General features: G+C 45.1%; 18 protein-coding genes. 5 read left to right on the top strand and 13 right to left on the bottom strand.

The window, feature by feature from the left end; all coding sequences use genetic code 11:
- Positions 1-19 precede the first annotated feature (19 nt).
- Entirely contained in the window at positions 20-1,981 is a 1,962-nt protein-coding gene (gene cpdB, locus NDJ01_RS08885; RefSeq protein ID WP_047009025.1) for a 2',3'-cyclic-nucleotide 2'-phosphodiesterase, read from the top strand.
- Between the two features lie 97 nt (positions 1,982-2,078).
- On the top strand, positions 2,079-2,657 hold the full coding sequence (locus NDJ01_RS08880; RefSeq protein ID WP_047009024.1) for a Crp/Fnr family transcriptional regulator: 579 nt from the start codon (positions 2,079-2,081) through the stop codon (positions 2,655-2,657).
- 43 nt (positions 2,658-2,700) lie between these two features.
- Here the strand turns inward: NDJ01_RS08880 and dbpA are convergent, their stop codons facing one another.
- Entirely contained in the window at positions 2,701-4,080 is a 1,380-nt protein-coding gene (gene dbpA, locus NDJ01_RS08875) for an ATP-dependent RNA helicase DbpA (RefSeq protein ID WP_258586589.1), read from the bottom strand.
- Positions 4,081-4,222: 142 nt separating this feature from the next.
- Here dbpA and NDJ01_RS08870 point away from each other — a divergent pair, with 142 nt between their 5' ends.
- The gene (locus NDJ01_RS08870; protein WP_046874180.1) at positions 4,223-4,684 is read left to right on the top strand and encodes a GNAT family N-acetyltransferase; all 462 of its coding nucleotides are present in this window, start codon (positions 4,223-4,225) and stop codon (positions 4,682-4,684) included.
- An 81-nt stretch (positions 4,685-4,765) separates the two neighbouring features.
- Here NDJ01_RS08870 and NDJ01_RS08865 read toward each other — a convergent pair whose 3' ends face one another.
- The gene (locus tag NDJ01_RS08865) at positions 4,766-5,362 is read right to left on the bottom strand and encodes a LysM-like peptidoglycan-binding domain-containing protein (protein ID WP_139060148.1); all 597 of its coding nucleotides are present in this window, start codon (positions 5,360-5,362) and stop codon (positions 4,766-4,768) included.
- Between the two features lie 232 nt (positions 5,363-5,594).
- On the opposite strand from NDJ01_RS08865, the gene NDJ01_RS08860 reads away from it, so the two are divergent.
- Complete coding sequence (locus tag NDJ01_RS08860; protein WP_005392370.1) at positions 5,595-6,215, top strand: FKBP-type peptidyl-prolyl cis-trans isomerase; 621 nt, start codon at positions 5,595-5,597, stop codon at positions 6,213-6,215.
- 153 nt (positions 6,216-6,368) lie between these two features.
- On the top strand, positions 6,369-6,848 hold the full coding sequence (locus NDJ01_RS08855) for a DUF2780 domain-containing protein (RefSeq protein WP_012841172.1): 480 nt from the start codon (positions 6,369-6,371) through the stop codon (positions 6,846-6,848).
- Between the two features lie 135 nt (positions 6,849-6,983).
- Here NDJ01_RS08855 and rplQ read toward each other — a convergent pair whose 3' ends face one another.
- From rplQ to rplR, 11 genes are all read right to left on the bottom strand, one after another.
- A complete protein-coding gene (rplQ, locus tag NDJ01_RS08850; RefSeq protein ID WP_005383141.1) occupies positions 6,984-7,364 on the bottom strand; it encodes a 50S ribosomal protein L17 in 381 nt (126 codons plus the stop codon).
- 26 nt (positions 7,365-7,390) lie between these two features.
- Positions 7,391-8,383: a DNA-directed RNA polymerase subunit alpha gene (locus NDJ01_RS08845; RefSeq protein ID WP_005383143.1), complete on the bottom strand. Its 993-nt coding sequence runs from the start codon at positions 8,381-8,383 to the stop codon at positions 7,391-7,393.
- 24 nt (positions 8,384-8,407) lie between these two features.
- Complete coding sequence (gene rpsD, locus NDJ01_RS08840; RefSeq protein WP_005383146.1) at positions 8,408-9,028, bottom strand: 30S ribosomal protein S4; 621 nt, start codon at positions 9,026-9,028, stop codon at positions 8,408-8,410.
- Between the two features lie 27 nt (positions 9,029-9,055).
- Entirely contained in the window at positions 9,056-9,445 is a 390-nt protein-coding gene (gene rpsK, locus NDJ01_RS08835) for a 30S ribosomal protein S11 (RefSeq protein WP_001118870.1), read from the bottom strand.
- Positions 9,446-9,463: 18 nt separating this feature from the next.
- Positions 9,464-9,820, bottom strand: a complete 357-nt coding sequence (gene rpsM, locus NDJ01_RS08830; RefSeq protein WP_005383154.1) for a 30S ribosomal protein S13 — start codon at positions 9,818-9,820, stop codon at positions 9,464-9,466.
- Positions 9,821-9,969: 149 nt separating this feature from the next.
- Positions 9,970-10,083: a 50S ribosomal protein L36 gene (gene rpmJ / locus NDJ01_RS08825; RefSeq protein WP_000868186.1), complete on the bottom strand. Its 114-nt coding sequence runs from the start codon at positions 10,081-10,083 to the stop codon at positions 9,970-9,972.
- A gap of 38 nt (positions 10,084-10,121) precedes the next feature.
- Positions 10,122-11,456 carry a preprotein translocase subunit SecY gene (gene secY / locus NDJ01_RS08820; protein WP_005379562.1) on the bottom strand — a complete coding sequence of 445 codons (1,335 nt, stop codon included), beginning with the start codon at positions 11,454-11,456 and terminating at the stop codon, positions 10,122-10,124.
- A gap of 20 nt (positions 11,457-11,476) precedes the next feature.
- On the bottom strand, positions 11,477-11,911 hold the full coding sequence (rplO, locus tag NDJ01_RS08815) for a 50S ribosomal protein L15 (protein WP_005383155.1): 435 nt from the start codon (positions 11,909-11,911) through the stop codon (positions 11,477-11,479).
- A gap of 5 nt (positions 11,912-11,916) precedes the next feature.
- Positions 11,917-12,093 (bottom strand): 50S ribosomal protein L30, encoded by a 177-nt coding sequence (rpmD, locus tag NDJ01_RS08810; protein ID WP_005379565.1) that lies wholly within the window; start codon positions 12,091-12,093, stop codon positions 11,917-11,919.
- A 7-nt stretch (positions 12,094-12,100) separates the two neighbouring features.
- Positions 12,101-12,604: a 30S ribosomal protein S5 gene (rpsE, locus tag NDJ01_RS08805; RefSeq protein ID WP_004745894.1), complete on the bottom strand. Its 504-nt coding sequence runs from the start codon at positions 12,602-12,604 to the stop codon at positions 12,101-12,103.
- Positions 12,605-12,618: 14 nt separating this feature from the next.
- Positions 12,619-12,972, bottom strand: coding sequence for a 50S ribosomal protein L18 (gene rplR, locus NDJ01_RS08800; protein WP_005379568.1), 354 nt, complete (start codon positions 12,970-12,972; stop codon positions 12,619-12,621).
- Between the last annotated feature and the right edge of the window lie 9 nt (positions 12,973-12,981).

Below are 12,981 nucleotides of genomic sequence, written 5' to 3'. Positions count from 1 at the left end.
CATCGAATTGGAGCACCAAATGAAAGTGGCAGTTCATCCTATTTCCCTCGCAGTATTAAGTGGCATGCTAACGCTTGCTGGCCCAGCAATGGCCGATACCATCAAGCTTCGTATTATCGAAACCACCGACATTCACACCAACGTAATGGATTACGATTACTACAAAGACCAACCATCACAGCAAGTCGGTTTAAGTCGCGCAGCAACAATAGTGAAACAAGCTAAGTCCGAGGCAGAAAACTCGGTACTAGTAGATAACGGTGATTTAATTCAGGGCAGCCCAATGGGCGATTACATGGCGGCAAAGGGGATTAATCCCGACGACGTGCACCCAGTCTACAAAGCGATGAACCAGCTAGACTACGATGTGGGCAACATTGGCAATCATGAGTTCAACTATGGCTTAGATTTTCTACAAAAGACGTTGAAGGGGGCAAACTTCCCTTACATCAACGCAAACGTATTTGATAAACAAACCGGTGAGCATTACTTCAAACCTTACCTCATCAAAACTCACACTTTTAAAGACACAAACGGCGAAGCGCATCAAATAAAAGTGGGTTACATCGGCTTTGTACCACCACAAATTATGGTGTGGGATAAGAAAAACTTAGAAGGCAAAGTCTTTGCTAAAGACATTAAGGAAACAGCAGAGAAACTGATTCCTCAAATGAAGAAAGAAGGCGCAGACGTGATTGTGGCGATTCCACACTCGGGCATTTCTACTGATCCATACAAACTAGGCGCTGAAAACTCTGTTTACTACCTCACAGAAGTTGAAGGTATTGATGCAATTGCTTTTGGCCACTCTCACGCCGTCTTCCCAGGGAAAGACTTCGCAAACCTACCAGGTGTTAATATAGATAAAGGGACCATCAATGGTGTAACGTCCGTGATGCCAGGTCGCTGGGGAAGTCATGTAGGTGTGATGGATTTGATGCTGAAAGAGAAAGACGGCAGATGGCAAGTCGTCGAAGGCCAAGCAGAAGCACGCCCTATCTTCGATAAAGTAAATAAGAAGTCATTAGCCAAAGCCGATGAAGGTATTGTGAAAGCGTTAGAGGAAGATCACAAAGGCACTCGTGAATTTGTAAATCAACCAATCGGCAAAGCAAATGATGTCATGTACAGCTTCTTGGCATTAGTGCAGGACGACCCAACCATTCAGATCGTTAACCTTGCTCAGAAAGATTACGTGGAACGCTTTATTCAAGGCGACCCAGATCTCGCTGACATTCCAGTATTGAGTGCCGCAGCACCATTTAAAGTCGGGGGGCGTAAGAACGATCCGAATAACTTTACAGAAGTCGAATCCGGTCAGCTCACCTTCCGTAATGCGGCCGATCTTTATTTATATCCCAACACCTTGGTCGCTATGAAAGTGAAAGGTAAAGAGGTTCGCGAATGGCTAGAGTGCAGTGCGGGTCAATTCAACCACATCGACATCAACAATCCTGAACCGCAATCTTTGATTGATTGGGATAATTTCCGTACGTACAACTTCGATGTCATTGATGGGGTTAACTACCAAATCGACGTTACCCAACCGCCGAAGTACGATGCGGATTGTAAAGTGATTAATCCAGATTCTCAGCGTATTGTGAATCTGACATTCAATGGTAAGCCTGTTGATTCGAAGCAGGACTTCATCATCGCAACCAATAACTACCGTGCTTATAGCAATACCTTCCCTGGTACGGGCCCAGACTTTATTGCGTTTGACGCACCAGATGAAAACCGCTCTGTCGTCGCCGCTTATATTTCTCGCGTGAGTGAAGAAAAAGGTGAAGTGACACCAAGCGCTGACAACAACTGGTCTTTCGCACCGATTAAATCCGATAAAAAGCTAGATATTCGCTTCGAAACATCTCCTAGCGATAAAGCGGCGCAATTCATTAAAGATAAAGGTCAATACCCAATGAAACGTGTCGCGACTGACGACATTGGTTTCGCGATTTACCAAATCGATCTGAATAAGTAAGGCTGATTTGACAACAACGCTAAGCGGCTCTCATGAGCCGCTTTTTTGTTATCAATAAAACCCGTTAGAATAAAGAAAACCGTTTCTGAGTTATCACATGCACAGCGATCTTTTTTCAGACTTAGTCAATCATGGCTTCTTAGACACAGAAGCAAACCAACTTATCGAAAATGGTGAGTTACTCGAACTGCCTACGCGCCACATTCTTAACCACCAAGGAGAGTTTAGCTCGCACCTTTACTTCATTATTGAAGGGTTATGCCATGCAAGCTATCTCACTGAGCAGGGCAAAGAGTTCAGTAAAGAATTTTATTGGGAGAAAGACTGGGTTATCGGCTTTGAGAGCATAATTAAGAACCAACCTTCGCCTTACTTATTGGAAACGCTGAGCGCTTGTCAGCTATTTTGCTTACCAATTGAAACGCTGCATCAATGGCGAGCAGAAAAACACGCCATTTACTTAAAGCTACTCGAAAACCAACTGGTTAATAAAGAGAACAAAGAACGCTTTATGCTGCTCTACTCCCCAGAGGAACGATATCAACTATTTTGCGCCCATTACCCAGACTTAAAGCTACGTATTACCGATAGCCAAATAGCTGCTTATCTTGGGATCACGCCTATCAGTTTGAGCCGAATTAAAGCGCGCTTAACTAAAGATCACACTCTCAAATAAACTCGAAAAAGAAAAGGCTCTTCAAACGAAGAGCCTTTCTATGCTATTTAAGAAGCCGCGCTCGGAACTGACGCCCTTTCATCTTGCCATTACTAATGGTTTGTAGAGCCTTTTTGGCAGCTGACTTCTCGACCGCAACGTAGGCGCGCATCGGGAAAAGGTGAATCTTGCCAACTTGAGAGCCTGGGATACCATTTTTTCCAGTCAGACATCCTAAGATATCACCCGGTCGTACTTTCTGTTTCTTACCGCCATCAATGTTAATCGTCACCATCTTCGCTTGGTATGGCTGCTGATTTGATTTGGCAGGCAATGTTGCTGGTACCACGTCCATGTCCAGGTATTCTTCAATACGAGCTACACGCAAACCGTCTTTCTCTCCAAAGAAGCTGAACGCCAAACCTTTACTACCTGCACGGCCTGTACGACCGATACGGTGTACATGAACCTCAGGATCGCGCGATAGCTCAAAGTTAAAGACTGCATCAAGGTTATCTACGTCCAAACCACGCGCCGCGACGTCTGTTGCGACAAGGATAGAAACACTCTTGTTAGCAAACTGCACCAATGCTTGATCGCGTTCACGCTGTTCTAAGTCCCCATGGATATCGATAACGCTGAACCCTTTGCGATGCAACTCATCTGCGACACTTTGCACTTCTTTTTTGGTATTGCAAAAAACCACAGCGGACTTTGGTTGGTGAGTCAGTAGCAAGTTCGCCAACGCTTCATCACGCGCTTCCGAACCTTCAACTTTGTAGAAATGCTGAGCAATGCTTGAGGTATCATGAGTCGATTCCACCTTAATGACTTCAGGCGTCTGCATAATACGCTGCGCAATTTGCTCAATTTTCTCTGGGAAAGTAGCACTGAAAAGTAGAGTTTGACGCTGCTTTGGCGCTGCATCAATAATCGCATCTAATGCGTCTTGGAAACCCATGTCCAACATGCGATCAGCTTCATCTAGCACCAAGGTATTCAGCTCGCTCAGGTTAATTCGGCCTTTCTCAAGGTGATCCAAAATACGGCCAGGTGTGCCGACTAAGATATGCGCGCCATGCTCCAGAGAACCAATTTGTGGCCCCATTGGCATCCCACCGCAGAGAGTAAGCACTTTAATATTATGAATGCCACGACCTAAAGTACGAATTTCCTTCGCGACTTGATCCGCAAGCTCACGAGTTGGACACAATACTAATGACTGGACACGAAAGCGTTTGACGTTAAGGTTCGATAAAACACCCAAACCAAATGCAGCGGTTTTACCTGAGCCCGTTTTACCCTGCCCGATGACATCACGATGTTTTAGGATTGCAGGCAAACTCAAAGCTTGAATTGGCGTCATGTGGGTGTAGTTCAGGGAATCAAGTGTGGCGAGTAACGCTGGGTTTAGCCCGACTTGATCAAAAGTTTGTTTGCTCACGGGAATATCCTCAGGTGAGATGAAAAGAGGGCACATTATCACCAGATTTGGTGGGAAAACCAGTGATAATTAACCTTTGTTAATGAGTATGAGTACAAAACAAAGTAAAGTCAGTCACTCTACTCTCATGACGGATGACAACATGCTCACTTGGATTACTTTGCCCTTTGCTCAACTGACAACCACACAATTGTATACAATGATGAAATTACGTGTGGATGTATTCGTCGTTGAACAAACCTGCCCTTATCCTGAACTGGATGGCAAAGACACACTGGAAGGTGTTTATCATCTAATAGGTTACCACGGTGATGAACTTGTTGCTTGCGCACGATTGCTACCCGCTGGCACGACGTATGACAATGTGAGCATTGGTCGAGTCGTCACCAAACAAACTGCGCGTGGTGATGGTCTGGGACATAAGTTGCTGAAAGAGGCATTAACACAGTGTGAAATATTGTGGCCAGGACAGACGATTGATATAGGAGCTCAAGAGCATCTCATCCAGTTTTATGCGAGTCATGGATTCAAAGTTATTTCTGATCGCTACCTAGAGGATGGTATTCCTCATGTGGATATGCGAAAAGAAGCCGTAGCGATATAACGCGTTCATTGCTAGGTTAACTAATTTATAGATAAACTAAAAAGACGCGATACCTTCGCGTCTTTAGTTCATTTGAAGCATCTACTTGTTGCGCCCAAAGGTCCCATCCGATAAGCGGAAAAACATGACGGACCGGCCGCTTTTTTCTAGTTGCAGCATATCCAACTCGCCTTCATCGCTAAGCTTAAAGCGAATCAATTGCCCTTGTTTAATTTGGCTCAGCGGCTTATCACTGCCTTCGATTTTTACTAGAGCGCTAAGATCCGCCATCGAGAGCTTATTACTTCTGAAAACCTGCGCTAACGTGTCGCCATTCTTAACCGTGTACTCTTTCCAGTCTTCGGATTTCGGCCCTGAGTTCTGAGAGGTTCTTTGCTGGCTTAAACTCTGTGCGTTCAGCTGAATCGCTACGCGCTGATGATCGACCTCAGCTTGCTCAACTGATTGTTCTGTTTTATTCGGCAAAGGAATAACAAGGAGTACCAGAATCAATGGAACTAAAACCATCAAAGCTCGTTGATGGAATTTCGGTAGGCGCAGCCAAAACTGCTTAACAGGCTTTATACGCTCCAACCATTGCTCTTTGTTGAACGGCTGCTTCCAGTCGATAGCAGCGAATTTTTGTTTAACCAATTCGACATAGTCGACTTGCTGCTTTTTCTTTCTGCGACGATTCATTTTAATGAGTCCCTTAATACTTCTACTGCCAGTATAAAAATACCGACGCGGAGAGTATATGTTTTTCACTAAACTAAAATGGAATTTGGATTAAATTAGCAGAAATTTCACTTGGAGTAAGAGATAAGTCACACCCTGGCCGCCTCAATTAAGCATTCAGTCGCAATCATTTAAACCTAAGCTCGAAACTGATATCCTGTTGCCTTTATCACTCCTAACAAGAGCGACATTCATGTCTGAAATTAAATTTGAAACTGCAGAACAAAAAGCAAGCTACGGCATTGGTCTGCAAATGGGTCAGCAACTTGCAGGTTCTGGTCTTGAAGGTCTTAGCGTTGATGCTATCGCAGCGGGTATTGCAACAGCACTAACTGGTGACATGCCATCAATCGAAATTGATGAAATCAACAAAGCACTACAAGAGCTTCACACTCGTGCAGAAACCGCTCGCCAAGAAGCAGCGAAAATTGCAGCAGCAGAAGGCGAAGCGTTCCTAAAAGACAACGCACTACGCCCTGAAGTTAACGTTCTAGACTCTGGCCTTCAGTACGAAATCATTTCTGAAGGTACTGGTGCAGTTCCAACAGCAGAAAGCTCAGTTCGCGTTCACTACCACGGTGAGCTAACTGACGGTACTGTATTCGATAGCTCTGTATCTCGCGGTCAACCAGCTGAATTCCCTGTTACAGGCGTAATCAAAGGCTGGGTAGAAGCACTACAACTAATGCCTGTTGGTTCTAAGTGGAAACTATACGTACCACAAGACCTTGCGTACGGTGAGCGTGGCGCTGGTGCAGCTATCCCTCCATTTGCAGCACTAGTTTTCGAAGTAGAACTACTAGATATTCTTTAATTGAAACCATTTTCAATTATGATTTAATAAAACGGCGCATTAGCGCCGTTTTTTTGTCTAAACTGAATAGACTTTCTCACCTCTAAACCTTTCATTCTGATAGCCTTTAAAACAATAAAATCACGTTAAAAACGCTCAACCTTCGGAGGTACTATGCGTAAAACACTCCTGACTCTGGCACTCTTATCAATGAACATTGGTAGTGCACACGCATTCTTAGATTCCGTCACGCAAAAAAGTAAAGAAAGTGGCCTAATGGATATGGTAGGTAGTAGCCTGAACACTGAATCATCTCCATTAACAGACATGCTAACTAGCCAATTACCTGTATCTACAGAACAAGCGGCTGGAGGTAGTGGCGCACTACTCGCTTTGGCTCAAAGCCAGCTTTCACAAGAAAATAGCAGTGAATTACAGTCTTTGATTCCTGGGCTTTCAAACTTGCAAGGAGCACAAAGCTTACTGGGGAATATTGAGAATATCAGTGCAGTAAAAAGTGCATTCGATACGTTGGGTTTAGATCCCTCTATGATCAGTCAGTTTGCTCCAGTAATCTTGGATTACTTGAACAAGCAAGGCGCTAGCGAGGGACTTCTAAGTTCGTTAGGCGGGTTGTGGAATACTAGTAAATAAGCACAAGTGATAATCACTTTTTAAATTGCCAGTCTGCATGGAGTAAAATAAATGCAGGCTGGATATAAAGATTTACTGAATCGCAGATACAAAAAAGCCGAGCTAACGCTCGGCTTTCTCGTTCTTACGAACTGATTACTCAGCAGCTTCTTCAGCAGCTGGGCGATCTACAAGCTCAATGTAAGCCATTGGAGCTTTATCACCAGCACGGAAGCCAGCTTTTAGGATACGAGTGTAACCGCCCTGACGAGCAGCAAAACGTGGACCTAGTTCGTTAAATAGTTTTGCAACTACTTCGTTGTCACGAGTACGTGCAAATGCTAGACGACGGTTAGCAACACTGTCAGTCTTAGCTAGTGTAATCAAAGGCTCAACTACGCGACGTAGCTCTTTTGCTTTTGGCAAAGTAGTCTTGATAACTTCATGACGTACTAGAGAGCTAGCCATGTTGCTGAACATCGCTTTGCGATGTGAGCTGTTGCGGTTGAGTTGACGACCACTCTTACGATGGCGCATGACCTAATCCTTCTAACTAGTATCGATTAATCTTCAGCGATTGATGCAGGTGGCCAGTTTTCTAGGCGCATGCCCAGAGACAGACCACGTGACGCAAGTACGTCTTTAATCTCAGTAAGAGACTTTTTACCAAGGTTAGGCGTTTTAAGTAGCTCAACCTCAGTACGTTGTACTAGATCACCGATGTAGTGAATCGCTTCTGCTTTCAGACAGTTAGCAGAGCGAACTGTTAGTTCAAGATCGTCTACAGGACGCAGTAGGATCGGATCGAATTCTGGCTTCTCTTCTTTCTCCTCAGGAACTCGTACATCACGAAGATCTACGAATGCATCCAATTGTTCAGCTAGGATTGTAGCTGCACGACGGATTGCTTCCTCAGGTTCTAGAGTACCGTTTGTTTCCATATCGATAACAAGCTTGTCTAGATCAGTGCGCTGTTCTACACGAGCTGCTTCTACAGCGTAGGCAATTTTGTCTACTGGGCTGTAAGTAGCATCTACTAGTAGGCGACCGATTGGACGCTCGTCTTCTTCGTTATGGATACGCGCAGAAGCTGGAACATAACCACGACCACGTTCTACTTTAATACGCATTGCGATTTCAGCGTTGTCATCCGTTAGGTGACAAATAACGTGTTCAGGGTTAGCGATCTCTACATCACCATCATGGGTGATGTCACCTGCAACCACAGGGCCCGAGCCTGATTTGTTCAAAGTAATGAACACTTCATCTTTGCCTTCAGCAACACGCACTGCCAAACCTTTAAGGTTTAGAAGGATTTCAAGAATATCTTCTTGTACACCTTCTTTAGTGCTGTACTCGTGAAGTACGCCTTCAATTTCTACTTCTGTCACTGCACAACCAGGCATAGAAGATAGAAGAATGCGGCGAAGTGCATTACCCAGAGTATGACCAAAGCCACGCTCTAATGGCTCAAGAGTTACTTTTGCGTGAGTCGAGCTGATTTGTTCGATGTCAACTAGACGTGGCTTAAGAAATTCTGTTACAGAACCCTGCATTGTGTCCTCTCTTTAGTTTAAACCTTACTTAGAGTAAAGCTCGACGATCAATTGTTCGTTGATGTCAGCTGATAGATCAGAACGCTCAGGCATACGCTTGAATGTACCTTCCATCTTGCCACCATCTACTTCAATCCAAGTTGGTTTTTCACGTTGTTCAGCAACTTCTAGAGCCGCTTTAATACGAGCTTGCTGTTTAGCTTTCTCGCGAATAGAAACAACGTCATTAGCCGCTACTTTGAAAGAAGGAACGTTTACAACTTTACCGTTTACTAGGATAGCTTTGTGGCTAACTAGCTGACGTGCTTCTGCGCGAGTTGCACCAAAGCCCATGCGGTAAACTACGTTATCAAGACGACCTTCAAGAAGCTGAAGTAGGTTTTCACCAGTGTTGCCTTTTAGGCGAGCAGCTTCTTTGTAGTAGTTACGGAATTGTTTTTCTAGAACGCCGTACATACGACGTACTTTTTGCTTCTCACGAAGCTGAACGCCATACTCAGATAGACGACCGCGACGAGCGCCGTGTACACCTGGTGCGTTATCAATTTTACACTTGGTATCGATCGCGCGAACACCAGACTTAAGGAATAAGTCAGTGCCTTCACGACGGCTAAGCTTCAGCTTAGGACCCAAATATCTTGCCATGATTCTTCTCCAATTGTCCTAGAAACGTTATACGCGACGTTTCTTAGGTGGACGACAACCGTTATGAGGGATTGGTGTAGCATCAACGATGTTTGTGATGCGGAAACCAGCGGCGTTTAGTGCACGAACAGTAGATTCGCGACCTGGACCAGGACCCTTAACCATAACTTCCAAGTTCTTTAGGCCGTATTCTTTAGCCATTTCAGCACAACGCTCAGCAGCAACCTGTGCAGCGAACGGAGTAGACTTACGAGAACCACGGAAACCAGAACCACCTGCAGTAGCCCATGCAAGAGCGTTACCTTGACGGTCAGTAATGGTTACGATTGTGTTATTGAAAGAAGCATGGATGTGCGCAACGCCATCTGCAACTTGCTTGCGTACGCGCTTACGAGCGCGAGTTGGTTGTTTAGCCATTGTACTCTACCTTCCCGATTATTTCTTGATCGGCTTACGCGGACCCTTACGGGTGCGAGCGTTGGTTTTAGTACGCTGTCCACGTAGTGGTAGACTGCGACGATGACGAAGACCACGGTAACAGCCAAGGTCCATAAGACGCTTGATGTTCATAGATACTTCACGACGTAGATCACCTTCTACAGTGTACTTAGCTACACCATCACGCAGTTGATCGATCTGCTCTTCAGTTAGTTCACTGATCTTAACATTTTCAGCAATACCCACTTCAGCTAGGATAGCTTGAGAGCGAGTTTTACCGATGCCGTAGATCGCTGTTAGAGCGATTACTGCATGTTTCTGATCAGGAATGTTAATGCCTGCTATACGGGCCATTATTCACTCCTAAGTGTTTCTATAAAAGAATTAGCCGCAGCAAAGCCCGTTATGGATACGCTGCGGAATACTACTTCTTTTGCACGCAAAAGGTAGGCCGAGGAATATACTCGACCCAACCTTCATTTTCAAGTAAAAATTTCTGCTAATTAGCCTTGGCGCTGTTTGTGCTTTGGCTCACTGCAAATCACGCGAACGACACCGTTACGCTTGATTACTTTACAGTTACGGCAGATTTTTTTAACGGAAGCACGAACTTTCATTGCTAAACTCCGTAAATGAAACTGAGTCTACCGCCGGATTAACGGCCGTAGCCTTTCAGATTCGCTTTCTTCAACACAGAATCATACTGTTGAGACATCAGATGAGTCTGTACCTGTGCCATAAAGTCCATAATTACAACAACTACGATTAGTAGCGATGTACCGCCGAAGTAGAAACGTACGTTCCACGCGACCATCATGAACTCGGGAATCAGACAGATAAAGGTAATGTACAGTGCACCAGCAAGGGTTAAACGTGTCATTACTTTATCAATGTACTTCGCTGTCTGCTCACCTGGGCGGATACCGGGTACGAATGCACCAGACTTCTTCAAGTTATCTGCTGTTTCACGCGGGTTGAAAACCAACGCCGTGTAGAAAAAACAGAAGAAGATAATTGCTGCTGCATAAAGCATTACATACAACGGTTGACCTGGGCTAAGAGCCAAAGACACGTCAGTTAACCAACCGAACGCGCTGCTCTCGCCGTTTTGACCAAACCACTGAGCCAATGTTCCTGGGAACAAGATAATGCTTGATGCAAAAATCGCTGGAATTACACCTGCCATGTTAATTTTAAGAGGCAGATGCGAGCTTTGTGCAGCAAATACTTTACGACCTTGTTGACGCTTCGCGTAGTTAACGACGATTCGGCGTTGACCACGTTCCATGAAAACAACGAAGTAAATGACTGCAAAAGCTAATACCGCGATTAGCAACAGAAGAAGTACATGCAATTCACCTTGACGCGCTTGCTCGATTGTTTGACCGATTGCAGAAGGCAATCCAGCAACAATACCTGCAAAAATCAGTATCGAAATACCGTTACCAATTCCTCGCTCTGTAATTTGTTCACCTAACCACATTAAGAACATGGTACCGGTTACTAAACTTACGGTAGCAATTAGCGTAAACATGGTTTGGTTGATAACAACCAGATTGTCGACCATGTTTGGTAGGCCAGTTGCAATACCTATAGCTTGGAAGGTTGCAAGTACAAGCGTGCCGTAGCGTGTGTATTGGCTGATCTTACGACGGCCTGCTTCACCCTCTTTTTTGAGTTCAGCTAACGCTGGATGAACTACAGTTAGCAATTGGACAACAATAGATGCCGAAATATACGGCATGATGCCCAATGCTAATATAGATGCACGCTCAAGAGCACCACCGGAGAACATGTTAAACATTTCAACGATGGTACCTTTTTGCTGTTCGAACAAATCGGCAAGTACAGCAGCGTCAATACCAGGAATCGGCACAAAGGAGCCGGCTCGGAATACTAAAAGTGCACCAATTACGAATAACAAGCGCGACTTTAGTTCACTTAAGCCGCTCTGAGCACTACGAAAATCTTGTCCTGGTTTCTTAGCCATCTGTACCTCGTTCCTCGAGATTATTCCTCGATTTTACCGCCTGCAGCTTCGATTGCAGCTTTAGCGCCTTTAGTCACACGTAGACCTTTCACAGTCACTGCTTTGTTGATTTCACCAGAAAGAACAACTTTTACAAATTCGATGTTCTTAGTGATGATGTTAGCAGCTTTAAGACTGTTTAGATCAACTACGTCACCAGAAACTTTCGCTAGCTCAGCTAGACGAACTTCAGCAGACACTAGGCTCTTACGAGAAGTGAAACCGAATTTTGGTAGACGTTGTTTCAGAGGCATCTGACCGCCTTCGAAACCTGGACGAACACTGCCGCCAGAACGTGATTTTTGACCTTTGTGACCACGGCCACCAGTTTTACCTAGGCCTGAACCGATACCACGACCTACTCGCTTCGCAGAAGTTTTCGCGCCAGCAGCCGGTGCTAGAGTATTCAAACGCATTCTGATTACTCCTCAACTTTAACCATGTAGTAAACCTTGTTGATCATACCGCGAATACACGGAGTATCTTCAAGTTCTACTGTGTGGTTGATTTTACGAAGACCTAGACCGCGCAAAGTAGCTTTGTGCTTTGGCAGACGACCAATTGAGCTTTTAGTTTGAGTTACTTTAATAGTTGCCATGGTGTTCTTACTCCGAAATAGATTCAACAGTTAGACCACGTTTAGCAGCAACCATTTCTGGTGACTTCATGCTACCTAGTGCATCGATCGTTGCACGAACGATGTTGATAGGGTTCGTAGAACCGTACGCTTTAGATAGTACGTTGTGTACACCAGCAACTTCTAGTACTGCACGCATCGCACCACCTGCGATAACACCAGTACCTTCTGCAGCAGGCTGCATGTAAACTTTAGAGCCCGAATGGCGACCTTTCACTGGGTGGTGAAGAGTGCCTTCGTTTAGAGCGATCGTAGTCATGTTACGACGCGCTTTTTCCATTGCTTTTTGAATCGCTGCAGGTACTTCACGAGCTTTGCCGTAACCGAAACCTACACGACCATTACCGTCACCAACTACTGTTAGTGCAGTGAAGCTCATGATTCGACCGCCTTTAACCGTCTTAGATACGCGGTTAACTGCGATTAGCTTTTCTTGCAAATCATTCGCTTGAACTTGTTGTTCTTTAGCCATCTTCCAACCCTACCTTAGAATTTCAGACCAGCTTCGCGAGCAGATTCTGCTAGCGCCGCTACTCGACCGTGGTATTGGAAACCAGAACGATCAAATGCAACTGCAGTTACGCCCTTCTCAAGAGCGCGCTCAGCAATAGCTTTACCCACTGCTTTAGCTGCATCCACGTTACCAGTGTATTTCACTTGCTCACGGATCGCTTTTTCTACAGTAGAAGCTGCTGCGATAACCTCAGAGCCGTTAGCCGCGATAACCTGTGCGTACACGTGACGAGGAGTACGGTGTACAACTAGGCGAGTCGCACCCAGTTCTGCAATCTTACGACGTGCACGTGTAGCACGACGGATGCGAGATGCTTTCTTATCCATAGTGTTACC

This window comes from Vibrio sp. HS-50-1 (assembly GCF_024747315.1).
Taxonomy (GTDB): Bacteria; Pseudomonadota; Gammaproteobacteria; order Enterobacterales; family Vibrionaceae; genus Vibrio; species Vibrio diabolicus.
The sequence above is the reverse complement of the archived record's forward strand: the minus strand, read 5'-3'. Positions and strand labels throughout refer to the sequence as shown.